Annotated in this window: 20 protein-coding genes; 7 read left to right on the forward strand and 13 right to left on the reverse strand. The window is 67.9% G+C overall.

Going from position 1 to position 23904, the window contains the following annotated elements; genetic code table 11:
* Positions 1-375: 375 nt before the first annotated feature.
* The 3 genes from AC2ITM_RS06405 to ahpC form a co-directional block, all read right to left on the reverse strand.
* The gene (locus tag AC2ITM_RS06405; protein WP_486468992.1) at positions 376-1338 is read right to left on the reverse strand and encodes a LysR substrate-binding domain-containing protein; all 963 of its coding nucleotides are present in this window, start codon (positions 1336-1338) and stop codon (positions 376-378) included.
* A 41-nt stretch (positions 1339-1379) separates the two neighbouring features.
* Positions 1380-2957: an alkyl hydroperoxide reductase subunit F gene (gene ahpF, locus AC2ITM_RS06410; RefSeq protein ID WP_486468993.1), complete on the reverse strand. Its 1578-nt coding sequence runs from the start codon at positions 2955-2957 to the stop codon at positions 1380-1382.
* A gap of 134 nt (positions 2958-3091) precedes the next feature.
* Positions 3092-3655 carry an alkyl hydroperoxide reductase subunit C gene (ahpC, locus tag AC2ITM_RS06415; RefSeq protein ID WP_486468994.1) on the reverse strand — a complete coding sequence of 188 codons (564 nt, stop codon included), beginning with the start codon at positions 3653-3655 and terminating at the stop codon, positions 3092-3094.
* A 128-nt stretch (positions 3656-3783) separates the two neighbouring features.
* Between ahpC and AC2ITM_RS06420 the strand changes: the two genes are divergently transcribed.
* Positions 3784-4269: a GNAT family N-acetyltransferase gene (locus tag AC2ITM_RS06420; protein WP_486468995.1), complete on the forward strand. Its 486-nt coding sequence runs from the start codon at positions 3784-3786 to the stop codon at positions 4267-4269.
* On the opposite strand, the gene AC2ITM_RS06425 is transcribed toward AC2ITM_RS06420, so the two are convergent.
* From AC2ITM_RS06425 to minC, 4 genes are all read right to left on the reverse strand, one after another.
* Complete coding sequence (locus AC2ITM_RS06425) at positions 4266-5255, reverse strand: sensor domain-containing diguanylate cyclase (protein WP_486468996.1); 990 nt, start codon at positions 5253-5255, stop codon at positions 4266-4268. The two genes, AC2ITM_RS06420 and AC2ITM_RS06425, sit on opposite strands and share 4 nt — an antisense overlap.
* A 247-nt stretch (positions 5256-5502) precedes the next feature.
* Entirely contained in the window at positions 5503-5811 is a 309-nt protein-coding gene (gene minE / locus AC2ITM_RS06430; protein WP_486468997.1) for a cell division topological specificity factor MinE, read from the reverse strand.
* Entirely contained in the window at positions 5808-6659 is an 852-nt protein-coding gene (gene minD / locus AC2ITM_RS06435) for a septum site-determining protein MinD (RefSeq protein ID WP_486468998.1), read from the reverse strand. The genes minE and minD overlap by 4 nt, the downstream gene beginning before the upstream one ends.
* Positions 6656-7369, reverse strand: coding sequence for a septum site-determining protein MinC (minC, locus tag AC2ITM_RS06440; RefSeq protein ID WP_486468999.1), 714 nt, complete (start codon positions 7367-7369; stop codon positions 6656-6658). The genes minD and minC overlap by 4 nt, the downstream gene beginning before the upstream one ends.
* A 467-nt stretch (positions 7370-7836) precedes the next feature.
* Here minC and AC2ITM_RS06445 point away from each other — a divergent pair, with 467 nt between their 5' ends.
* A complete protein-coding gene (locus AC2ITM_RS06445) occupies positions 7837-8268 on the forward strand; it encodes a MarR family winged helix-turn-helix transcriptional regulator (protein ID WP_486469000.1) in 432 nt (143 codons plus the stop codon).
* Positions 8269-8449: 181 nt separating this feature from the next.
* Here AC2ITM_RS06445 and AC2ITM_RS06450 read toward each other — a convergent pair whose 3' ends face one another.
* Positions 8450-9067, reverse strand: coding sequence for a TetR/AcrR family transcriptional regulator (locus AC2ITM_RS06450; RefSeq protein WP_486469001.1), 618 nt, complete (start codon positions 9065-9067; stop codon positions 8450-8452).
* A 263-nt stretch (positions 9068-9330) separates the two neighbouring features.
* On the opposite strand from AC2ITM_RS06450, the gene AC2ITM_RS06455 reads away from it, so the two are divergent.
* Positions 9331-10602, forward strand: coding sequence for an MFS transporter (locus AC2ITM_RS06455; RefSeq protein ID WP_486469002.1), 1272 nt, complete (start codon positions 9331-9333; stop codon positions 10600-10602).
* Positions 10603-10700: 98 nt separating this feature from the next.
* On the forward strand, positions 10701-13181 hold the full coding sequence (locus AC2ITM_RS06460) for a beta-glucosidase (protein ID WP_486469003.1): 2481 nt from the start codon (positions 10701-10703) through the stop codon (positions 13179-13181).
* Between the two features lie 175 nt (positions 13182-13356).
* On the opposite strand, the gene AC2ITM_RS06465 is transcribed toward AC2ITM_RS06460, so the two are convergent.
* Both AC2ITM_RS06465 and AC2ITM_RS06470 read right to left on the reverse strand, forming a co-directional pair.
* Positions 13357-14658: an NAD(P)/FAD-dependent oxidoreductase gene (locus AC2ITM_RS06465; RefSeq protein ID WP_486469004.1), complete on the reverse strand. Its 1302-nt coding sequence runs from the start codon at positions 14656-14658 to the stop codon at positions 13357-13359.
* The gene (locus AC2ITM_RS06470; protein WP_486469005.1) at positions 14658-16007 is read right to left on the reverse strand and encodes a glutamine synthetase family protein; all 1350 of its coding nucleotides are present in this window, start codon (positions 16005-16007) and stop codon (positions 14658-14660) included. The genes AC2ITM_RS06465 and AC2ITM_RS06470 overlap by 1 nt, the downstream gene beginning before the upstream one ends.
* Positions 16008-16122: 115 nt before the next feature.
* On the opposite strand from AC2ITM_RS06470, the gene AC2ITM_RS06475 reads away from it, so the two are divergent.
* From AC2ITM_RS06475 to AC2ITM_RS06485, 3 genes are all read left to right on the forward strand, one after another.
* Positions 16123-16791, forward strand: coding sequence for a GntR family transcriptional regulator (locus AC2ITM_RS06475; RefSeq protein ID WP_486469006.1), 669 nt, complete (start codon positions 16123-16125; stop codon positions 16789-16791).
* 108 nt (positions 16792-16899) lie between these two features.
* A complete protein-coding gene (locus tag AC2ITM_RS06480; protein WP_486469007.1) occupies positions 16900-20310 on the forward strand; it encodes a hybrid sensor histidine kinase/response regulator in 3411 nt (1136 codons plus the stop codon).
* Positions 20303-21202 (forward strand): response regulator, encoded by a 900-nt coding sequence (locus tag AC2ITM_RS06485; protein ID WP_486469008.1) that lies wholly within the window; start codon positions 20303-20305, stop codon positions 21200-21202. The genes AC2ITM_RS06480 and AC2ITM_RS06485 overlap by 8 nt, the downstream gene beginning before the upstream one ends.
* A 146-nt stretch (positions 21203-21348) precedes the next feature.
* On the opposite strand, the gene urtE is transcribed toward AC2ITM_RS06485, so the two are convergent.
* From urtE to urtC, 3 genes are read right to left on the reverse strand one after another with little or no spacing between them, the layout of a single operon-like run.
* Positions 21349-22068, reverse strand: a complete 720-nt coding sequence (gene urtE / locus AC2ITM_RS06490) for an urea ABC transporter ATP-binding subunit UrtE (RefSeq protein WP_486469009.1) — start codon at positions 22066-22068, stop codon at positions 21349-21351.
* A 4-nt stretch (positions 22069-22072) separates the two neighbouring features.
* Entirely contained in the window at positions 22073-22837 is a 765-nt protein-coding gene (urtD, locus tag AC2ITM_RS06495; protein WP_486469010.1) for an urea ABC transporter ATP-binding protein UrtD, read from the reverse strand.
* Complete coding sequence (gene urtC, locus AC2ITM_RS06500; RefSeq protein WP_486469011.1) at positions 22834-23901, reverse strand: urea ABC transporter permease subunit UrtC; 1068 nt, start codon at positions 23899-23901, stop codon at positions 22834-22836. Before urtC ends, urtD begins: the two co-directional genes overlap by 4 nt.
* Between the last annotated feature and the right edge of the window lie 3 nt (positions 23902-23904).

Raw genomic sequence — 23904 nt, forward strand, 5'->3', positions numbered from 1 at the left:
GGCCGGAATGGGGGCAAGGACGGGGCGCGCCCCGTGCCGGGCGGACCTGGGGACGGATTGCCGCGCAGGACCTCGGGCGGACAAATGAGGCGGGCGCCGGGCCGCAAGGCAAAGCGCGATCCCGGGGTGAAGGACAGGGCCCTGCGGAAAGCCGGAAGGCCTGAGGACACGAGGGACGATTTCCCCGTCCGGCTGCCCTTGGCTGCCAGACCAGGAACAGGGCGTCCCGGGAGTGCCGAAGGGCGAACACTGTTCCCGGTCCGGCCAAGTCCGATGGGGGTGTCACGCGGCCCCCCCCGGCAGCGGCATCAGGTCCTGCCCGGCGCCCGAGGACCCGGGGCGATGGGCGTCGGGCAGGGGGCCAGAGGGGGCCCCTCAGCCGCAGGCGGGGCAGTCCTGCAGCAGCGCGCGCGGCACGTCGCGGGCGATGCGGGCGACCTGACGCAGCAGCGGCACCATCGCCGAAGTCCGCCGCCAGACCAGCCCGATGTGCCGCCCGGGATTCGGATCATCGGCAAAGCGCAGCAGGCGCAGGTTGCTGTTGGCCGCCAGCGGCCCCCGCGTCGCCAGCGCCGGCAGCAGGGTGATCCCCATGCCGGCGGCCACCATCTGGCGCAGGGTCTCGAGGCTGGTGGCGCGGAAATCTTCGGTCTCGGCGGCGCCGAAGCGGCGGCACAGGTTCATCGTCTGGTCGCGCAGGCAATGGCCGTCCTCCAGCAACATCAGGTGATGCGCGCCAAGGTCATGCAGCAGCAGCGGCGCCTGGGCGGCCAGTGCATGGCCCTCGGGAACGGCCAGCAGGAAGGGTTCCTCGAACAGTTCCGTCACCTGCAGGCTGTCGTCCTCGACCGGGAGCGCCAGCAGCGCCGCATCCAGCTGGCCGTTGCGCACCATCGTCACCAGCTGCTGGGATTTCTCCTCGACCAGCTGGATCTGCAACTGCGGGAACTGGCGGCCAAGTTCGGGCAGCAGGGCGGGCAGCAGGTAGGGGCCCAGCGTCGGGAAGGCGCCAAGGCGCAGGCGGCCGGTGTCGGGGGCCTGGTTGCGGGCGGCGATCTCGCGGATGTCGCGGGCCTCGTGCAGGATCTTCTGGGCGCGGGCGACGATTTCCTCGCCCACCGGGGTCAGCAGGACCTTGCGGCGGTTGCGCTCGATCAGCTGGACGCCAAGGCTTTCCTCCAGCTTGCGGATCTGGGTCGAAAGCGTCGGCTGGCTGACGTTGCACACTTCGGCCGCGCGGTGGAAATTGCGCAGCCGGGCCAGTTCGACAAGGTATTGCAGTTCGCGCAGGGTCATGTCGCCGGGGTGCGGCGAAACCGGCGGAAAGTAAAGCGTCAAAGGGCCGCCCCGGGCGGGGGCGGCCGGTCGCTGCCTGCGGATCAGGCGGCCTTTTCGGTGGCCTCGGCCGGGGCCGAGCTGCGGATCAGGTGATCGAAGGCCGCAAGCGAGGCGGTCGCGCCCGATCCCATGGCGATGACGATCTGCTTGTAGGGCGCGGTGGTGCAGTCACCGGCCGCGAAGACCCCTGCCATCGAGGTCGCGCCATGGGCATCCACCACGATCTCGCCGCGCGGGGTCAGATCGATGCTGCCCTTCAGGAAATCGGTGTTGGGCAGCAGGCCGATCTGCACGAAGATCCCCTCGAGCGGGATGGTATGCGCAGCCCCCGACACGCGGTCGGTATAGTTCAGACCGGTCACTTTCTGGCCGTCGCCGGTCACTTCGGTCGAGCGCCCGTTCACCACGATCGACACGTTCGGCAGGCTTTTCAGCTTGCGCTGCAGCACCGCGTCGGCGCGCAGCTGGCTGTCGAATTCCACCAGCGTCACATGGGCCACGATGCCCGCCAGATCAATCGCCGCCTCGACGCCCGAATTGCCGCCGCCGATCACCGCCACGCGCTTGCCCTTGAAGAGGGGGCCATCGCAATGCGGGCAGTAGGTGACGCCGCGGTTGCGGTACTCTTCCTCGCCCGGCACCCCCATCGAGCGCCAGCGGGCGCCAGTCGACAGGATCAGCGTCTTGGAACGCAGCGTCGCGCCGTTTTCCAGCGTCACCTCCAGCAGATCGCCCGCCCGCGCGATGGCGGTGGCGGTCTGCAGGTTCATGATGTCGACGTCATATTCCCTGACGTGGGTTTCCAGCGCCGTCGCCAGACGCGGCCCTTCGGTATGCGGCACCGAGATCAGGTTCTCGATCGACATGGTGTCCAGCACCTGGCCGCCGAAACGCTGTGCCGCGACACCGGTGCGGATGCCCTTGCGCGCCGCATAGATGGCGGCTGCGGCACCGGCGGGGCCACCGCCCACCACCAGCACGTCGAAGGCGTCCTTGGCGTTCAGCTTGTCCAGCTGGCGGTCGGCGCCCGAGGTGTCGATCTTCTGGACGATCTCGGCCAGCTCCATCCGGCCCTGACCGAAGACCTGGCCGTTCAGGTAGACGGTCGGCACGCTCATCACCTGGCGGGTTTCGACCTCGGACTGGAAATCGGATCCGTCGATGGCAACGTGGCGCAGGTTGGGGTTCAGCACCGCCATCAGGTTCAGCGCCTGCACCACGTCGGGGCAGTTCTGGCAGGACTGGCTGAAATAGGTCTCGAAGGTGAAATCGCCCTGGATGCCCTTGATCTGCTCGATCAGCTCGGCCTCGACCTTGGGCGGGTAGCCGCCCGTCTGCAGCAGCGCCAGCACCAGCGAGGTGAATTCATGCCCCATCGGCAGGCCGGCAAAGCGCAGCGAAATGTCCTGCCCGGGCGAGGTCAGCGCGAAGGACGGACGGCGTGCATCGGTGCCGCCGGTTTCCACCGTCACCTTGTCGGACAGGGCCGCGATCTCGGTCACCAGTTCCAGCATCTGGGCCGAGCGGGCGCTGTCGTCGGCCGAGGTGACGATGACGACCGGGCGCACCAGCCGTTCCAGATAGGCGGCAAGTTGGGTCTTCAGGGAAGCGTCGAGCATGGGGAGGTCTCCTGATCGGACATGGCTGTTCCGGCCGCTGGCCGGGAGGGGGCCATCGGGAGGATTCGGATGAAAGGTCTTTGGGGGAATTGGGGGGGCTGCCCCCGGCCGGTGCCGGGGACAGCGGGCCGGGATCAGATCTTGCCGACCAGTTCCAGCGACGGCGCCAGGGTCTCGGCGCCTTCTTTCCACTTGGCGGGGCAGACCTCGCCGGGGTGCGAGCGGACGTATTGCGCGGCCTTGATCTTGTTGACCAGGGTCGAGGCGTCGCGGCCGATGCCCTCGGCGGTGATTTCCATCGCCTGGATGACGCCATCGGGGTCGACGACGAAGGTGGCGCGGTCGGCCAGACCTTCGGCTTCGCGCATCACGTCGAAGTTGCGGGTGATCATGCCGACCGGGTCGCCGATCATGGCATAGTTGATCTTGCCGATGGTGTCCGAGCTGTCGTGCCAGGCCTTGTGGGTGAAATGCGTGTCGGTCGAGACCGAGAACACCTCGACGCCCAGGCCCGTCAGCTCGTCATGGTAATCCGCCAGGTCGCCCAGCTCGGTCGGGCAGACGAAGGTGAAATCGGCGGGGTAGAAGAAGAAGATCGCCCATTTGCCGGCAATGTCGGCATCGGAGACGTCGATGAAGCTGCCCTGCTTGTAGGCCTTGGCCTGGAAGGGTTTGATCTTCGTGTTGATGAGCGCCATGGAACTGTCCTCGGTAGCGTTGGGAGACCGGGTCTGGGAGGGACCCGGGGGGGCCGAAGCCTCTGGGGACACAATGACAAATCGGGATGGATACAGGAAATTGATTGGATCTGAAAGTTTGATAGCCAATGTCTATCACTGATGCCAAGCCCCGCCTCAGGCCCGCCCGGCCCGGTGATGCGGCGGATCTGGCCGGGGTGCTGCACGAGGCGGTGCAGCGCGGCACCTGCGCCTTCTACGACGCCGCGCAGCGCGCCGCCTGGAGCCCGGCGCCGATGGAGACCGCGCGGATGCAGGCACGCATGGCGGCCCGGCAGGTGCAGGTGGCGGTGGATGAAGACGACCGGCCCCTGGCCTTCATCGAGCTGATGCCCGGCGGCCATATCGACTGTTTCTACTGCCGCCCCGAGGCCGCCGGGCGGGGCCTGGGCCGGGCGCTGCTGGCCGCGATCGAGGCGCTGGCGCGCGACCAGGGCCTTGAACGGCTGGATGTGGACGTCAGCCTTGCGGCCGAACCGATGTTCCGCCGTGCGGGCTATGTGGTGCGGTACCGTCATCTGGTCGAACGCCGCGGCCAGAGCCTGCCCAACGCGCGGATGGAAAAGGCCCTCTAGGCCACGCGGCAGAGGTTGCGCCCCTCGGTCTTGGCCCGGTAGAGCAGCGCATCGGCGGTGCTTAACCAGTCCTCGACGCCGGTGATCGTGTCCGACAGGGCGCTGACGCCGAAGCTTGCCGTGACATGCAGCAGCCCGGTGCTGTCGCTGGGGCGGATCAGCCGCTGGGCAATGGCCGCACGCAGCCTTTCGGCGACTTCGGCCGCGCCCCGGGCATCGGTATGGGGCAGAAGGACGGCGAATTCCTCGCCGCCGACGCGGGCCATCAGGTCGCTGTCGCGCAGCGTGGCAAAGCAGGTCTGCGAAACCTCGCACAGCACCAGGTCGCCGGTGGCATGGCCATGGGTGTCGTTGATGCGCTTGAAATGGTCGATGTCCATCAGCACCAGCGCGGCGGGCATGCCTTCGGCGCGGGTCTGGGCGATCTCGCGCTCGACCATCTCCATCCAGCCGCGGCGGGTCATGGCACCGGTCAGCGCGTCGCTCATGGCGATCTGGCGCAGCTCCAGCTCTTTCATGACCAGTTTGGCAAAGCCCTGCAGCGTCGCGATATCGGTGGCGGAAAACGCATGTGCAGTGGTGTCGAGGGCGCAAAGCGCGCCGATCGCGTAACCATCCGCGCTGACCAGCGGAATGCCCAGATAGGCGCGCAGCCCGACCGGGCCGGTGACGGCCTCGAGCCCGGCAAAGCGCGGGTCGAGCGTCGCATCGGGCACCACCAGGGGTTCGTAGCTCTGGACGGTATGGGTGCAGAAGGACTGGTTGCGGGGCGCGCCGCGCATCGCCAGGCCCACCACAGATTTCAGCCAGACCCGGTCCTTGTCGACCAGGCTGACATGGGCGATGGGCACCCCCAGCACGGTGCGGACCAGTTCGGTGATGCGGTCGAAGGGTTCTTCGGGCGGGGTGTCCAGGATCGCGGTCCGTCGCAGGGCCGCAAGGCGCCCGGCCTCGTCCGTCAGTTTGCGTCTGTCGTCACTACCCATGGCGTGTCCCCGTCACGGCGGCTTCGTCTGTTCCGGGGGGAAGGAGGGACCGACCCGGGACACCGGACCGAAACCTTCGAGCGAAAGGGGGGGGCGATACCGGCGGCTGGCTGCCGCTTCTGATCCGTGCCGGTCCCTGCGGGCGGGGCCCGCGCTCGTCGTCTTCTGTCGCGCCGGCGAAGCGCGGCGCATGGAGTCACTCGTCAGATACCATGCGCCGCGTCACCAGATCAACGCGCGGCGGTCGTCAGGACTTGGCCGTTTCGGCCTTTGTCGCGGATTTCACCTCGTCCTTGGCCTTGGTGGCCGGGACTTCGATATTGATTTCCAGGCTGGACAGTTCGCTGCCGCGTTCCATGCGGATCTCGACATCGTCCTGTTCGACCTGGATGTACTTCTTCACGACCTCGATGATGTCGCGCTGAAGCTGAGGCAGGTAATCGGGGGCGCCGCTGCCGGCCGAACGCTCGTGCGCCAGCAGGATCTGCAGCCGGTCCTTTGCCGTTTCGGCGGAACCTTTCTTGCGGGGCTTGAAGCTGAATCCGAATAGACTCATGCCGTGCGCCCGAACAGTCGGCTGAACAGACCGGGGCGACGCTCGGCCTCTACACGCATATCCACCTTCTTGCCCGTCAGACGCGCCACGGCATCTTCATAGGCCGATTTCGCCGAAGAGGAATCCTCCAGCAGCGTAATCGGAGAGCCGACGTTCGAGGCCCGCAGAACCGCCTGGCTTTCCGGGATGATGCCCAGCAGCGGCACCGCCAGGATCTCCAGCACGTCCTCGACGGTCATCATCTCGCCCTTGTCGATGCGGCCCTGGTCATGGCGGGTCAGCAGGACCTGCGCCTTGACGGCATCCTTGCCGGCCTCGGCCCGGGCGGTGCGCGACGACAGCAGCCCCAGCATCCGGTCGCTGTCACGCACCGAGGACACCTCGGGGTTGGTGACGATGACGGCCTCGTCGGCGAAATACATCGCCATCTGCGCGCCGCGTTCGATGCCCGCGGGGCTGTCGCAGATGATGTAGTCGAATTCTTCCTTCAGCTCGTTCAGGACCTTTTCGACGCCTTCCTGGGTCAGCGCATCCTTGTCGCGGGTCTGCGAGGTCGGCAGGATGAACAGGTTCTCGTCGCGCTTGTCCTTGATCAGCGCCTGCTTCAGCCGCGCATCACCCTGGATGACGTTGATAAAGTCGAAGACCACCCGACGTTCGCAGCCCATGATCATGTCGAGGTTGCGCAGGCCGACGTCAAAGTCGATGACCACCGTCTTGTGGCCAAGCTTTGCCAGCCCCGCCGAGATCGCCGCGGCCGAGGTCGTCTTGCCGACCCCGCCCTTGCCGGAGGTGATCACGATGACCTTCCCCAGAGGCGTCTTCTTGTCTTCTTTGTCCTTCGTCATCCGAGCGCCTCCATGCGCAGTCTGTCATCTTCGAGGAACACCTGCACCGCGCGTTTGCGCAGCGCGGCATCGATCGTGTCGCTGGTCCGGTAGAGGCCGGCAATCGCCAGCAGTTCCGCATCAAGGTGCTGGCAGAAGATGCGCGCGCTCTCGTCGCCGTGCACGCCTGCCATCGCCCGGCCACGCAGGGGGCCGTAGACGTGGATGTTGCCGGCTGCAACCAGTTCCGCCCCCGAGGCCACCGAGCCCAGGATCGTCAGGTCGCCATGTTCCGCCACCACCGTCTGCCCCGAACGCACGGGGGCGGTGATCAGCTTGTTCTCGGTCGCCGGGCGCGGCGCCTGGGCGGGATCGGCCGGGCTGGCAGGGGCGGCGCCCCGGCGTTCGGGGATCGGCGCCTCGCGGCCTGCGGGAATGGCGATCAGCCCCAGCTGGGCGGCGGCCTGCAGCTGTTCGGCATTGGCGCTCTGGACGCCAAAGACCATCAGCTTGCGACGGCGCAGCTGCTCGACCAGGATGCGGATCTGGGCCGCCTGGGTGAACCCGGGCGCCTTCTCGAAATCCAGCACCATGGGGGCTTCGGGGAAGAACTGCGGGGTCTGCTGAAGCTGCGTGTCCAGCGTGCTGTAGAAGGCGGCGTCGGCGCGGTCGGTCTCGATCCGCAGCGCGATCGCGGTCAGGAAACGTCCACGGACCTGGAAGGGCCTCACGCCCGCAGCGGAGGAAGTGTCGCTGTCCCTCGCGTCATGTGTTGGCACTGTTTAACTGTGCTCCTGCTCTCGTACTGCGCCCCGGTGGACCCGTGGCTTGTCATATATTGTCGACTCGCATGGTGCGGCGCCGATGCCGCATTGAAAACACGTTCATGTCAGAATGGGCAACATCCTGCCAAACGGCTCCCCGCTCTCTGATGGCCTGTCGCCGGAAATCATGCAATCCCCTGACGCATTGAAGCGGGTCGGCATGGCGAAGTGGTGCTTATGTGCCCTGGCGGACCGCGCCGGGTGCCGGGATGGCACCCGTGGCGCATGTCCCTCGACTCCTCCTGAGGTTGAGCTTATCCCCGTCAGGCTGCTGCTGTCGACTGCGCTCGTGCGGGTGCGCAGGGTTTACTCTTGCGGGCGGCTTCACTATCCCGCCGGGGTCGCCCCCACCGCCCATCGCGAAAGGAACCTGCATGAAGAGCATCGGCCTGCAGATGCACGAGGCCGCCAGCCTTCTGAAGCGCGAGTTCGAGCGCGAAGCGAAGCCCTACAAGCTGACGCTGCTGCAATGGCGCGTGCTGGCGGCGCTGTGCGAGCGCGACAGCCAGACCCAGACCAGCCTGGGCGCCGCGCTGAAGGCGGGCGCGATGACCATCAGCGACGTGGTCGAGCGGCTGGAGGGCATCGGCCTGGTCCGTCGCGAGGTCGATCCCAGCGACAGCCGCGCCAAGCTGGTGCATATCTCGGACGAGGGCAAGCTGCTGCGCGCGAAGATGCGCGACAAGGCCGAGCAGGTCTATGGCCATGCCCTGCAGGGCATCCCGCCCGAACACCTGGCGCTGACCGAGGGCGTGCTGCGCCAGATCATCGAGAACCTTCAGGCCGGCCGCAAGCCCCGCCGCTGAGGGCCCCGCGCGCGGGCCTCCGCTCGATCAAGACCCGACAGTGCTGGCCGGTTGAAGGGGGGCGCCCGGGCCACCGCCGTCGCGCGGCAGGCCCCCCAAGGCTGCCCCCGCCGGAACCCGCGTCAGGGCGCCGCCCGACATGGCATCAGGGTCACGCGCGCCGGTGCGGCCGGGCGGGGGCTCAGCAGCGGCGGTCTGCGATCAGCCGGTCGACATAGGCGGCGAAGATGCCGCTCATGTCAAAATCGCCCGTCGCGCGCAGCCATTGCTCTTGCAGCCCGTCCATGATCGCCATCACCTCCGAGGCCAGGGCGCCGGGATCACTGCCGGGCTTCAGCGTGCCCTCGGCCAGGCCGGTGCGGAAGGCGTGGGCGATCATTTCGCGGGTTTCGTCGGTGCGCTCCTGGAACCAGTCGGCGGCCGGGTGATCCTCGGTCAGGCTTTCCACCGACAACAGCGCGAAGGCACGCACCACGCCGGGGATCGTCTCGTTGTGGCGGGCGACCAGGATCAGCGCCTTCAGCGTCGCCTGCCAGTCGTGCCCGGCCACCGGAAAGAGGGCGCGCATGTCCTCGTCGCGCTTTTCCAGCACCGCCACCAGCAGGTCGACCTTACGCGGAAAGTGGTGCAGCAGCCCCGGCAGGGTCAGGCCGACATCCTCGGCCACGGCCGCGAAAGAGGCATTCTGATAGCCCGATTTGCCAAAGATGCGCAGCGCCGCCGAGACGATCTCGGTCCGGCGCTTTAGCCCCTTGCGATAGCTGCCGCGCGGGCCCGTCGTCGTCTGTTTCGCTGTCATTTCCGTCCCTTCCTGCCTGGCCCGCGCAGGGCCGCGCCGGTCGGGCAGTGTCCCGTAGGGGGTCGCAAAGGTCAACCGGGGCGGTTCGGCGGGCAGGCTGGCCACGACGCAACGTCCGTTCAAACTCCCTTTACATGAAAACCTACCGCTCTATAGGTTTTGGCAGGGCGGAGGCCGTTGCGGCGGCTGACTCGGGCACACGGGTCAGCCGCCGGAGCGGGGTGCCTCTGCATGTTAGAGAGCATCCGATAGGGAGGAGCATCATGAGCGTTTACGAAGAGACCATCAGTCCGGGCGCCCCGGCCGAGGTGCCGGTACAAGAGGTCAGCGGCTTTTTCATCCTGCGGTATTTCCTGGCCTATATCGGCGTCTACCTGGTGCTGATGACGCCGCCGGCGATGACGCTGGCGGTCCGTGTGGGCGAAATCGCCCCGGCGACGAAGGGCTCGGCATTGGGGTCGATCCTGGGGCTGGGGGCGCTGATGGCGCTGATCGCCAACCCGTTGTTCGGGCGGCTGTCGGACATGACCCGCTCGCGCTTTGGCCGGCGCAAGCCCTGGATGGTGCTGGGCATCGTCGGCGGCACGCTGGCGACGCTGGTGATTTCGCAGACCGACAGCCTGTTCGTCATCGGCCTCTGCTGGGCGCTGGCGCAGGGCCTTTACAACGCGGCGCTGGCGGCGATCATCGCGGTGGTGCCCGACTGCGTGCCCGAACACCAGCGCGGCCGGGTGTCGTCGCTGGCGGGGATGGCGATCTACATCGCGCTGATGCTGGGCAGCTGGATCTTCTCGGTCACCGGCACCGGCGCCATCATCTTTACCGGCCCGGCGATCATCGGCCTGGCGGCGGTCATGCTGTTCGTGCTGACCTACCGCGACGCGCCCAGCGATCATGTCGCGCGGCCCGACAATGCGCTGGCGGGGCTTCTGGGCTCGTTCTGGGTGAACCCGCGCAAGGCGCCCGATTTCGCCTGGGCCTGGGGCAGCCGCTTCATGGTGCTGTTCGGCTTCGCCGTGCTGATGACCTATCAGGTCTACTTCCTGACCGACGTGCTGAAGGTCGAGCAGGCCCGGATCGGTGGCATCATGTTCAACTCCATGCTGACCACGGCGATCTGCGTGATCCTGTCGTCCTACCTGGCGGGCTGGGCCTCGGACCGGATGAAGCGGCGCAAGCCCTTCGTCATCGGCTCTTCGGTGATCTATGCGCTTGGCATTGCCATCCTGATCGTCGCCGATGCGCTGCCGATGTTCTACCTGGCGATTGGCGTTTCGGCGGTGGGGCTGGGGATCTACCTGGCGGTCGACCAGGCGCTGGTCGTCGATGTGCTGCCCAACCGGGAAACCGATGCCGCCAAGGACCTTGGCGTCTTCAACATCGCCAATGCGGTGCCGCAGGCGCTGGCGCCTGCCATCGCGCCGATCTTCCTCAGCGTTGGCGCCGGCAACAACTACAGCCTGCTTTATACCGTGGCGGCCATTGCGGCCTTCCTCGGCGCCGTCTTCATCCTGCCGGTGCGCGGCGTGCGCTGACGGCCCGGCCCGGGGCGCGCCAGGCCGCCCTGCCTGCGGCGCGGCGCACCGGGCCATCCACCGGGTCAGACCCGGTTCCTGAACAACAAGAGGTTCCCATGAGCAAGGATTTCTCTGCCTCCTCCCCCGTGGACATCGAGGCACTGCTGGATGCGCTGACGCCAGAGGAGCAGGTCTCGCTGCTGGCCGGCGCCGATTTCTGGACCACCGTCCCGGTCGAGCGTCTGGGCATTCCCCGCGTCAAGGTTTCCGACGGGCCGAACGGCGCGCGCGGTGCCGGCGGCCTGACCAATGGCACCAAGGCCGCAGCCTTCCCCTGCGCGATCTCGGTCGGGGCGTCCTGGAACACCGAAGCCGCGGCCGAGATGGGCGCGGAGCTGGCGGCCGAGGCGCGCTCGAAGGGCGCGCGGGTGCTGCTGGCGCCGACGGTGAACATCCACCGCTCGGGTCTGAACGGGCGCAACTTCGAATGCTATTCCGAGGACCCGATGCTGACCGGCGCCCTGGCGGTGGCCTATATCGAGGGTCTGCAGGCGCAGGGCGTTGGCGCCACGATCAAGCATTTCGTCGCCAATGACTCCGAGATCCAGCGCCAGACGATTTCCTCGGACGTGGATGAACGCACCCTGCGCGAGATCTACCTGGCGCCCTTCGAGGCGGCGGTGAAGAAGGCGGGCGTCTGGGCGGTGATGACCGGCTACAACCGGCTGAACGGCACCCATATGGACAGCCACGCCTGGGCCATGACCGATGTGGCGCGCGGCGACTGGGGCTATGACGGCATCTTCATGTCGGACTGGTTCGGCACCAATTCCACGGCCGAGTCCATCAATGCCGGGCACGACCTGGAAATGCCGGGCCCGGCGCGTTTCCGTGGTGCCAAGCTGCTGGAAGCCGTGCAGGCGGGCGAAGTTGCGCCTGAAACCATCCGTGCCGCCTGCGGCCGTTTGCTGAAGCTCTTCGAGCGCGTCGGCGCCTTCGAAAGTGCGGGCCCCGAGGCCGAGACCACCCGCGACGATCCCGCCACCGGCGCGCTGATCCGGCGGCTGGGCGCGGATGGCGCGGTGCTGCTGAAGAACGACGGCATCCTGCCGCTGGCGGGCACGCCCTCGGTCGCGGCGATCGGGCCCAATGCGGCGGTGGCGCGGATCATGGGCGGGGGCTCGGCGCAGATCAATGCGCCTTACCGGATCAGCCCGCTGGACGGTCTGACGGCGGCGCTTGGCGCGGACAAGGTGGCCCATGCGACGGGGTGCTCGAACAACCGGCTGATCGAGGTGCTGAAGGGCAAGCTGACGCTATCGTTCTTCCAGGGCCGCCGGTTCGAAGGCGCGCCGATGCATGTGATGACCGAGGAGGAAGCGAACTTCTTCTGGTTCGACCTGCCGGTGAAGGATTTCGACCAGGACAATTTCTCGGTCCGCATCGAGGCCGAATTCACGCCCGACGAAAGCGGCACCTGGCGGGCGGGCCTGCTGAACGCGGGCTTTGCGCGCGCCTATCTGGACGGGGCCGAGATCATCGACGGCGAGACCGGCTGGCAGAAGGGCATGAACTTCTTCGGGCTGGCCAATGACGAACGCCATGCCGACGTGACGCTTGAAGCGGGCCGCACTTACCGGCTGCGCATCGACTACTATTCCCCCGACCATCCCGATGACGGCATCACCGTGCGGGCGCTGCGTTTCGGCATCGAAAAGCCGATGGGTGCCGAGGACATCGCCGCTGCCGCGGCGCTGGCGGCGCGTCAGGACGTGGCGCTGGTCTTTGTCGGCCGGAACGAGGAATGGGACAGCGAAGGCCATGACCTGCCGCATATGGAGCTGCCGGGTGATCAGGTGGCGCTGATCGAGGCGGTGGCGGCCGCCAACCCGCAGACCGTCGTGGTGCTGCAGACCGGCGGCCCGATCGAGATGCCCTGGCTGGACAAGGTCCGTGGCGTGCTGCAGTTCTGGTATCCCGGCCAGGAGGTTGGCCATGCCATGGCGGATGTGCTGCTGGGCCGGGTGGCCCCGGGTGGCCGCCTGCCGCAGACCTTCCCTGTGGCGATGAAGGACAATTCCGCCTGGAGCGACGAGGCGATTTCCTATCCCGGCGCGGATGGCCATGTGCGCTATGACGAGGGGGTCTTCGTGGGGTATCGTTTCCACGATGGCAAGAACGCCCCGGTGCTGTTCCCCTTCGGCTACGGGCTGAGCTACACGGCCTTCGACTGGGGCACGGCCGAGGTGTCGGCGTCCCGGATGACCGAGGCGGGCGTGACGCTGCGGGTGCCGGTGACCAATGCGGGCGCGTGCAGGGGGGCCGAGGTGGTGCAGGTCTACGTCGTGCCGGCCGAGGCGCCGGTGGCGCGTCCGGTGAAAGAGCTGAAGGGCTTTGCCAAGCTGGCGCTGGACCCGGGCGAGACGGGGCTGGCCGAGATCACCGTGACGCTGCGGGACCTGGCCTATTACGACGTGGCCCGCAGCGGCTGGGTGGCCCCGGCCGGGCGCTATGCGCTGGTCGCGGCGGCGAGTGCCGCCGAGGAAAAGGCGCGACTGGAGGTCGTGCTGGAGACCGAGTGGTTCGGCAAGCCGTGACGTCTGACGTGATGTGAAGGCGTCGCAATCTGGAAGGCGCGATGAAGGCGCCATCTGAAAGGGAAAGGCCCGTCGGAGCGATCCGGCGGGCCTTTTTGCGGGCGGGCAGGGGGCGCTGCCCCCATCGGCCTGCGGCCGATCCCCCCGAGGTATTTGAAACAAGAAAATGAGCGGCTCAGAGGCCCAGCCTGTCGCGCAGCATGTACCACCAGGCGCCCATGACCGTGTAGGGGACGCGGAAGGTGCGCCCGCCCGGGAAGGGGATCCAGGGCAGGGCCGCGAAAGTGTCGAAACGGGTGGTGTCGCCGTGGATCGCCTCGGCCAGGATGCGGCCGTACATGTGCGATCCGGTGATGCCGTGGCCGCTGTAGCCTTGTGCGAAATAGGTGGCGGGGCCGAGGCGGCCCATCTGCGGTACCCGGCTGAACGAGAGCGCGAAATTGCCGGACCAGGCGTGGTCGATCTGCACGTCGGCCAGCTGGGGGAAGACGCGGGCGAGGTTGCCGATCAGGCTTTTGCGGATGTCGGCCGGGTCGCGGCCACCGTAGACCACGCCGCCGCCGAAGAGCAGCCGATGGTCGGCCGACATGCGGTAGTAGTCGAGGACATAGCGCAGGTCCTCGACGCAGGTGTCGGCGGGCATGAGTTCGCGCGCGAGCGCCTCGCCCAGGGGTTTGGTGGCCATGACCTGGGTCGAGACCGGCATGACGCGGTTTTCGAGCTGGGGCACCACGGAGCCGAGGTAGGCATTGCCGGTCAGCACCAGGATGCGGGCGGTGACCTGGCCTTGGGCGGTGCGGATCACCGGGCGGGGGGCCTCGGTATCGACGGCGATCACGGGGGAATGTTCGTGGATCGTGCCGCCGAGGGATTCGAGCGCCGCGGCCTCGCCCAGGGCGAGGTTCAGCGGGTGCATGTGGCCGCCCATGTGGTCGATCATGCCGCCGGTGTAGAGATCGCTTTTGACGTGCTGGGCGAGGGCTTTGCGGTCGAGCATCTGCAGGCAGTCGAGGCCGTATCCCTGCCAGAGCGCAAGCATCTCCTCCAGCTCTTTCATGTGCTTGCCGTTCATCGCGGTGAAGACGTTGCCGGGCTTCAGATCGCACTGGATGGCGTAGGTGGCGACGCGCTCGCGGATGATGGTGCCGCCTTCCAGCGCCAGGCCCGCCACGAAGCGCGCGGTGTCGGCGCCGTAGCGGCGCCCGATGGTCTGCAGGCTGGCGTTCAGCCCGTTGACGATCTGGCCGCCGTTGCGCCCCGAGGCGCCCCAGCCGACGCGGGCGCCTTCCAGCAGCGTCACCTGATAGCCCTTTTCCGCCAGGTGCAGCGCCGTCGACAGGCCCGAATAGCCCGCGCCCACGACGCAGATGTCGGCCTGAACTGCGCCTTTCAGGGCGGGGCGTTCGGGCGAGGGGTTGGCGGAGGCGGCGTAGTAGCTGCCGGTATGTGCGCCGTCTCCGGCGTAGCTGCTGGCCATCAGACGGACTCCAGATAGCTGTGGTATTCGAAATCGGTGACGTGGCGGGTGAAGCGGCCCAGTTCCTGCTGCTTGCACTGCACGAACATCCGTTGCAGGCGGCGGGCATAGATCTGGCCGACCAGCTGGCCGCGCGCGAAGCTTTCGATGGCCGAGGCCCAGTCCGGGGGCAGGTGGTCGAGATCCTGCGAATAGGCATCGCCGATGACGGGGGGCGGCGGCACCATCTGGCGTTCGATGCCCACCAGCGCGCCGCCCAGGATCGAGGCCAGCACCAGGTAGGGATTGGCATCGGCCCCGGCGACGCGGTGTTCGATCCGCCGCGCCTTGGGGCTGCCGCCGGGGATGCGGATTGCGGTGGTGCGGTTTTCATAGCCCCAGGCGATGGCCGAAGGCGCATGGGCCCCGGGCAGCAGCCGCCGGAACGAGTTTTCATGCGGCGCCCAGACCAGGGTGTTCTCGTGCATCGTCGCCAGCAGCCCCGCCACCGCATTCAGCAGCAGCGGGCTGCCGTCGGTGCCGCCATTGTCGAAGACGTTGCGCCCGGTGTCGTCCTGCAACGAGAAATGGACATGCATCCCGCTGCCGGCGCGTTCGCCATAGGGTTTCGCCATGAAGGTGGCGGCAAAGCCGTGACGGCGCGCGATGCCGCGCACCAGCCGCTTGAAGAGGACCGCGTCATCGGCGGCCTCCATCGCGTCGGCGACATGCAGCAGGTTGATCTCGAACTGGCCGGCGCCGTTTTCGCTGATCGCGGCATCGGCGGGGATGCCCTGGGCGCGGCAGGCATCGTAGACCTCGTTCAGGAAAGCGTCGAAATGCTGCAATTCGTCCAGCGACAGGGCGCCGTCGCTGTCCAGCCGCTTGCCCGTCACCGGCGAGCGCGGCGGCTGCGGTGCGGCATTCGACGGGTCGCAGACGTAGAATTCCAGTTCCGTGGCCACCACCGGCGTCAGCCCAAGGGCCTTGTAGCGCGCCACGATGTCGGCCAGCGCCCGGCGCGGATCACCGGCGAAGGGCGTGCCGTCCTCTTGCCGCATCCACAGCTGGGCAAAGGCCGCGGGCCGCGACGTCCAGTCGACCGGCGACAGCGAGCGGCCGGTGAAATCGCACAGCCCGTCGGCGTCGCCCGTGTCGAAGACCAGGTCGTTGCCCTCGATATCCTCGCCCCAGACATCCATCGACAGCAGCGACAGCGGCATCCGCAGGCTGCCCTCGACGATCTTGTCGATCTGTTCCGCCGGCACCCGCTTGCCGCGCATCACCCCGTTCAGATCGCAGATGCAGGCGAAGATCGTCTCGATCTCCGGGCGTTCTGCCAGCCAGCGCTCGGCTTCGGCCTTGTCCATTTTCAACTCCCCGGGGTCATTTTGTGATAGCTTTTTTCAGTATGTGATAGCATTTTGAATCGAGTCAAGCGCGCCCTCGATGGCGCATATCCTCGCCGCGTGAGGTGAACAGAAAATGAGCCAGATCCCCGAGGTGCCCCATGATGCGGGGCTGACGGTGCAGGACCATGCCTATGCAAGGCTGCGCAACGCGATCCTGCTGGGGGCCTTGCCGCCGGGGCGGGGGCTGACCTTCCGTGGTCTGGCCGAGGCGCTGTCGCTCAGCCCGACGCCGGTGCGCGAGGCGGTGCGGCGGCTGCATTCCGAACAGGCCATCGACGTGTTGGGCAACCGCCGCCTGCAGGTGCCGGTGATGGATGCCGCGCGCTTCGAGGAACTGGTGCGCCTGCGCCTGACGCTGGAGGTCCACGCGGCCGAGCGCGCCTTTCCCTGGCTGACGGATGTGGTGATCGACGAACTGACGCAGACCGACCTGCAGATGGATGCGGCGGTGGCGGCGGGCGATCTGGATGCGCTGACGCGGCTGAACCAGGCCTTTCACAAGCGGCTTTACGGGCTGAACCCGGCCCAACCCGCCCTGCCGATGATCGAAAGCATCTGGCTGCAGCTGGGCCCGTTCCAGCGCCAGGTGCTGAACGGTTTCGACGCGCTGAACGCCGAGGATCACCACAAGCGGATGCTGGCGGCGATGCGGACGCGCGACCTGGCGGCGCTGACGGATGCGCTGAGGGATGACATCCGCGATGGCTCGCTGGATGCCGGGCTGAAGCTGCTGAAGGGCTGACCTTCGTCGCGGCAGGGCAGGGTTTCCGCCCCGCCCGCCATTGAGGCCCGCCCCCGGTCAGTGCCACAATGGGCCCCGGCGCCAGGCGCCGCAGGGGACAGGATTTACATGAGCCATATCCAGCGCATCGCGGTCGAGCGGCGCAGCTACAACCAATGGGCGGCGAACGAGACGCTGGAGGATTTCGCCCTGCGCTTCACCGCCAGCCGGGTGCGGCTGCGGCCTGCGCGGGTGGCGCAGACGGCGCTAGGCGCGCTGGCCTTCCTGGCCTGCGAGGCGATCGGGGGATCGCTGACGCTGGGCTACGGGACGGCCAACGCGCTGGTGGCGATTGCCGCGCTGATGGTGCTGGCCTTTGCCATCGGCTTGCCCATTGCCATCCAGGCAGCGAAATCGGGCCTGGATATCGACCTGCTGACGCGGGCGGCGGGGTTCGGCTATATCGGCTCGACCGTGACATCGCTGGTCTATGCCAGCTTCACCTTCGTCCTTTTCTCGATCGAGGCCAGCATCATGTCGGTGGCGCTGGCGATGGTGCTGGGGTTGCCGCTGTGGCTGGCGCATATGGTCTCGGCGCTGGTGGTGATCCCGGTGGCGGCCTTCGGGATCAAGCGGATTTCCTCGTTGCAACTGGCGACGCAGCCGGTGTGGATCGTGCTGCAGGTGGCGCCGCTGCTGATCGTGGCGCTGATGGGCACCGACCAGCTGCCGGGCTGGCTGGGGCATCCGGGCACCGGGGGCACGGGGCGGATCGACCCGTTGCTGGTGGGGGCGGGGCTGTCGCTGTTGATGTCGCTGCTGCCGCAGATCGGCGAACAGGTCGACTATCTGCGCTTCATGTCGGTCGAGCGCGGCCGCGGCTGGTGGGCGGCGCTGCTGCTGGCGGGGCCGGGCTGGGTGTTCATCGCCGGGGGCAAGCTGGTGCTGGGCTCCTTCCTGGCCTACATGGCGCTCAGCCACGGGCTGGCGCCCGAGCGCGCCGCCCAGCCGGCCGAGATCTACAACATGGCCTTCGCCCAGATCCTGGGCAACCCGACGGCGGCGCTGGTGCTGACGGGGGTCTTCGTCTGCATCTGCCAGGTCAAGATCAACGTCACCAATGCCTATTCGGGCTCGATCGCGTGGTCGAACTTCTTTTCGCGGCTGACCCACAACCACCCCGGCCGGGTGGTCTGGCTGGTCTTCAACTGCCTGCTGGCGCTGATGCTGATGGAATTCGGCGTCTTCCGCGCGATCGAGAGCATCCTGGACCTGTATTCCATGCTGGCGGTCGGCTGGCTGGGCGCCATCGCCGGGGATCTGGTGATCGCCAAGCCGCTGAAGCTGTCGCCGCCGGTGCTGGAATTCAAGCGCGCGCATCTTTACGATATCAACCCCGTGGGCTGCGGCGCCATGGCGCTGTCGGTCAGCGTGGCGATGCTGTGTTTCCTGGGGGCCTTCGGGGCGCTGGCGCAGGCCTATTGCGTGGTCGTGGGGCTGGTCATCGCCTTCCTGTCCGCGCCCGCCATCGCCTGGGCCACGGGGGGCAGGTTCTATCTGGCGCGCGAAAGCCATGTCGCGCCGGGGGCGGATGGCCTCTGCCAATGCGGCATCTGCGAGAACCGCTTCGATCCCGTCGACATGGCGCAATGCCCGGCCTATGGCGTGCCGATCTGTTCGCTGTGCTGCTCGTTAGAGGGGCGCTGCCGGGACCTGTGCAAGACCAATGCGCGGGCCTCGCAGCAGGCGGCGCGGCTGGCGGACCGGCTGCTGACGCCCCGGATCGCGGCGCGCACCCGGTCGCGGATCGGGCAGGTGGCGGGGCTGACGCTGCTGTTCGGGCTGATCATCGCGGGGCTTTACGGCGCGGTGCTGCACCAGATGGCCCCCGATTACACGCCCGCGCAGGAACAGGCGGTCACCGGTGCGCTCTGGGTCAGTTATCTGGCGCTTCTGATCCTGTCGGGCCTGACCGCCTGGTTCCTGGTGCTGGCGCATGAAAACCGCCGCAAGATCGAGGATGAATTCCAGCGCCAGGCCGAGCAGCTGATGGAAGAGGCCGCCGCCCGCGAAAAGGCCGAGGCCGCCGCCCAGAAGGCCCGGGCCAGCGCCGAATCCGCCAATGTCGCCAAGTCGCGCTTTCTGACCGGCCTCAGCCACGAGGTCCGCACGCCGCTCAATTCCATCTACGGCTATGCCCAGCTGATGGAGCGCGACGGCACGGGCCCCGCCAATGCCGTCAACGTCATCCGCCGCTCGGCCGAGCATCTGACCGATCTGGTCGATGCGCTGCAGGACATCTCGCGGATCGAGAGCGGCACCATGGTGCTGTCGCGCGACCGCATCGCGCTGCCGGAACTGCTGGAGCAGCTGGCCGACATGTTCCGCCTGCAGGCCGGGCAGAAGGGGATCGAATTCACCTATGAGCGCACCGGCCGCCTGCCGCGTCAGGTGCTGGCCGACCGCAAGCGCTTTCGGCAGGTGCTGATCAACCTGCTGACCAACGCCGTCAAGTTCACCGAAGCGGGCCGGGTGGGGATGCGCGTGCAATACCGCGATCCGATGCTGCTGGTCGAGGTCCACGACACCGGCATCGGCATCGCCCCGCAGGATCAGGAGCGGATCTTTCAGCCCTTCGACCGCGGCACCGGCGCCAAGGCGCAGGCGATCCCGGGCTCGGGGCTGGGGCTGACCATCACCAAGCTGCTGGTCGAGATCATGGGCGGCCGCATCCGCGTCGACAGCGCCCCCGGCCAGGGCACCCGCATGACGGTCGAGATGCTGATGTTCGAGGCCGAGGCCCCGGTGCCGCGCCAGCCCGAGGACCTGCCCGTCACCGGCTACCTTGGTCCGCGCCGCCGGGTGCTGCTGGTCGACAACGATCCGCTGCATCTGGATCTGGGGCGGCAGGTGCTGGCGCCTCTGGGGTTCCTGGTGACCACCGCGACCAGCGGGGCCGAGGCGCTGCAACGGCTGGACCCGGCGCCCGACATCGCGCTTTTGGACATTGCCATGCCCGGGATGGACGGCTGGACGCTGGCGGCCAAGCTGCGCGCGCGCCTGCCGGATCTGGCGATCATGATGGTCTCGGGCAATGCGCAGGACGGCCGGGCGCTGGCCGCCCGCGACGGGGGCGCCGATCACGATGCCTTCCTGGCGAAACCCTATGATGTGCGGGTGCTGGAGGAACGGGTGGGCGAGCTGCTGCGCCTCGACTGGATCCGGGGCACGCCCGCGCCGGTTGTCCCGCCGCCCGGCGCCTCTGCGCCTGCCGTCACCGGATCCGGCGGGCAGGACGGTGCCGCCCCGAAGGCCCGCCCCGCGCCGGAAACCGCCCCACCTGCCGCGCCTGCGGGTCCGGACACCGCAGCTCTGCGCGCCGCCGCCGAAATCGGCCACCGCCGCGGCGTGCTGACGGCGCTTGACGCGCTGGAAGGCACCGCCGATCCCGATCTGATCGCCCGCTGGCGCGCCATGGCGCAGCGCTTTGACCTGCCCGCGATCCTGGCCAGCCTGAACGAGGACACCCCCGATGCCTGATCTTGGTGATACCGTCCTGATCGTCGATGACAGCCCCGAGGCGCTCGGCCTGCTGACCGACACGCTGGAGGCCGAGGGGCTGACGGTGCTGGTGGCGACTTCGGGCCCCCGGGCGCTGGCGCTGCTGGAAAAGGTCGCCCCCGACGTGATCCTGATGGATGGGGTGATGCCCGGCCTCGATGGGTTCCAGACCACCCGCGCCATCAAGGCGATGCCGGGGCGCGACCATATCCCGGTGATCTTCATGACCGGCCTGACCGAAACCCACCATGTCGTCGCGGGGCTGGCGGCGGGCGGTGTCGATTACGTCACCAAGCCCATCAAGCTGGAAGAGATGATCGCCCGCATCCGCGTCCACATGGCCAACGCCCGTCTGGCCGAGGGCGCGCGGGCGGCGCTGGATGCCACCGGGCGCAGCCTTCTGTCGCTGTCCGAGGATGGCGCGCTCTTGTGGTGCACGCCGCGCGCCGAAGAGATGCTGTCGCCGCTGATCAGTGCCGGCCGGCTGAGCCTTGGCGACACGCTGAGCGCGCAATTGCTGGCGGCGCGCGGATCGGCCGGGGGGGCGGTGCGGCTGTCGCTGGGGCAGGGGGCGGTGGATTTCACCTACCTCAACCCGGTGCGGCCGGGCGAATACCTTTACCGCGTGACCGAGGACCTGCCGGGCCTGCGCGAGGCGCTGCTGCGCGACCGCTTTGCCCTGACGCAGCGCGAGGCCGAGGTACTGGTCTGGCTGGCGGCGGGGAAATCGAACCTGGATATCGCCGAGATCCTCGGCAATTCCGCCGCCACGGTGAAAAAGCACCTGTTGCAGATCTATGCGAAACTGGGCGCCGAGAACCGCGCCACCGCCGCCGCCATGGCGGTGCAGGTGCTGGCCGAGCGCGGCTAGCATCCGCGGCTGCCCGGCGGGGGCAGGTCATCCGACCGCCCTTTGCCCGCATCCGCCGCTCCGGCGGCTTGGCGCCCTGCCTCCGGGGCTCTGCCTTCGGGGCCTGCCTTTGGGACCTGAGCGCCCCGGGGCGCGGGCCTCCCGGATCAGACGTTCACCAGATGCGCCACGTCGGCGGCGCTTTCCTGCGCGGTGCGGCCCTGGCGGACGGTGCGCCCGCGCATCAGCACGCAATAGTCATCCGCAAAGGACCAGGCGAAATCGAGGTATTGTTCCACGATCACGATGGTCACGCCCAGTTCGCTGCGCACGCGGCGCAGGGCGTCCTCGATCTGCTGGACGACGTTGGGCTGGATGCCCTCGGTCGGCTCATCAAGCAGCAGCAGCTTGGGCTGCCCCGCCAGCGCCCGCCCGATGGCCAGCTGCTGCTGTTCGCCGCCCGACAGCACACCGGCCTTGCGGTGTTTGATCTGCAGCAGCTTCGGGAAAAGGTCGTAGATGTGATCGGGAATGCCCTTGCCAATCAGACCCTTGCCGCGCCCGGTCAGCGCCGACAGACCCGATTGCAGGTTCTCCTCCACCGTCAGGTGGGGAAAGACATGGCGCCCCTGCGGCACGAAACCGATGCCCGCGCGAGAGCGTTCGTGGGGCTTGGCTTCGGTCACGTCGGCGCCGTCGAACTGCACCCGGCCCTTCGTGGTCTTCTGCACGCCCATGATGGTGCGCAGCAGCGTGGTCTTGCCGACGCCATTGCGCCCGATCAGCGCCAGCGCCCCGCCGCGTTCCACGTCCAGGTCGATGTCCCACAGCACCTGGCTTTGCCCGTAGGCGGCGCAGACCTTGTCCATCTTCAGAAGCGTTTCCATCAGCTTACTCCTTTGCCCGGCCCAGATAGACGGCGGCCACTTCGGGATCGGCGCGCACCTCGGCGACGCTGCCCTGTTTCAGGAACTTGCCCTGGTGCATGACCGTGACCTTGCCGCCCAGCTCCTCGACGAAGGTCATGTCGTGGTCGATCACCAGCACCGCGTGCTTGCCCAAAAGCGAATGGATCAGTTTCGCGGTCTTCGAGGTCTCGTTCGGGCCCATCCCGGCGGTCGGTTCATCCAGCAGCAGCAGGTCGGCCTCGGTGGCGACGACCATGCCGATTTCCAGCCACTGCTTTTCGCCATGGGCCAGATCCGCGGCCAGCGTATCGGCACGGTCCGTCAGGCCGATCTGCTCAAGGATGTCGTCGACCTTGCGGGCCTCGGCGGCCTTGGCGCCCACCCGGAAGGCGGTCCACCAGCGGCGGTCACGCTGCGCGGCCACCGCCAGATTGTCGCGCACCGTCAGCGAGGGCAGAACCCCCGGCGTCTGGAACTTGCGGCAGATGCCGCGGCGGACGATCTCGAACTCGGGGCGGTTGGTGATGTTCTCGCCGTTGAAGGTGACGGTTCCCGAGGCGGAATGGACCCGCCCGATGATCGTGTCGCAGAGCGTCGATTTCCCGGCGCCGTTGGGCCCGATCAGCACCCGCAGCTGGCCACGTTCCAGCGTCATCGAGAAGTTGTCGATGGCCTTGAAGCCGTCGAAATCCACGGTGATGCCATCGACCTTGAGGATCGGATCGGCAGGGACGGCGGCTGTGTTCATTTGCCTTCCTCCACGAGGGTGCCCTTGGGGGCGCCGGGGCGGCGCGAGCGCGCCAGGATGTCCTCGACCAGACCGGCCAGGCCGTTGGGCAGGTAGGTGACGACCAGGATGAAGATCAGGCCCAGGATGTAAAGCCAGGCCTCGGGCAGGGCCGAGCTGATGATATCCTTGGCAAAGTTGACGATCAGCGCGCCTGCAACGGCGCCCCACAGGGATTTGCGCCCGCCGACGGCGACCCAGACGATCATCTCGATCGAGGGGACGACGCCCACGAAGGCGGGCGAGACCACGCCGGCGTGCAGGGTGAAGAGCGCGCCGCCGATGCTGGCGAAGACGGCCGCCAGGGTGAAGGCCACGACCTTGTAGGGGGTGGTGTTGTAGCCCAGGAAGCGCACGCGGTTCTCGCCGTCGCGGGTGGCGCGCAGCAGGGTGCCGTAGCGGGTCGACATCATCCATTTCGAGCCCGCGAAGACGACGGCCAGCAGCGCCAGGGTGATCCAGTAGAGGACCTTGTTGGCGTGATCCGTGCCCAGTTGCAGGCCGAAGATTTCGGTGAACCCGGTCAGGCCGTTGTAGCCGCCGGTGGTGCTTTGCTGGCTGGTCAGCAGGGTGGCGAAGGTCAGCGCGACGGCCTGGGTGATCAGGGCAAAGTAGACCCCCGCGATGCGGCGCCGGAACATCGCCCAGGCAAAGATCCCGGCAAAGACCGCGGGCACCACGATGATCGCCAGCAGCGACAGCAGGCCCGAGCGGAACGGCAGCCAGAACCACGGCAGCGCCGAGACGCCCGACCATTCCATGAAATCGGGCAGCGATCCCGCGGGCAGGCTGGCCAGTTTCATGTACATGGCGATGGAATAGCCGCCCAGGCCAAAGAACACGCCCTGGCCCAGGGTCAGGATGCCCGCTTCGCCCCAGATCACCACGATGCCCACCGCAAGGATGGCCATCGACAGGAAGCGGCCCAGCAGGTTCAGGTTGTAGGACGAGACGAACATCGGCGCCAGCACGGCAATCGCCAGCACGACGATCCAAGCGTGGCGGAGGGGGGAGGTTTGGCTCATCGG

This window comes from Pseudooceanicola sp. NS-SX9 (assembly GCF_057380705.1).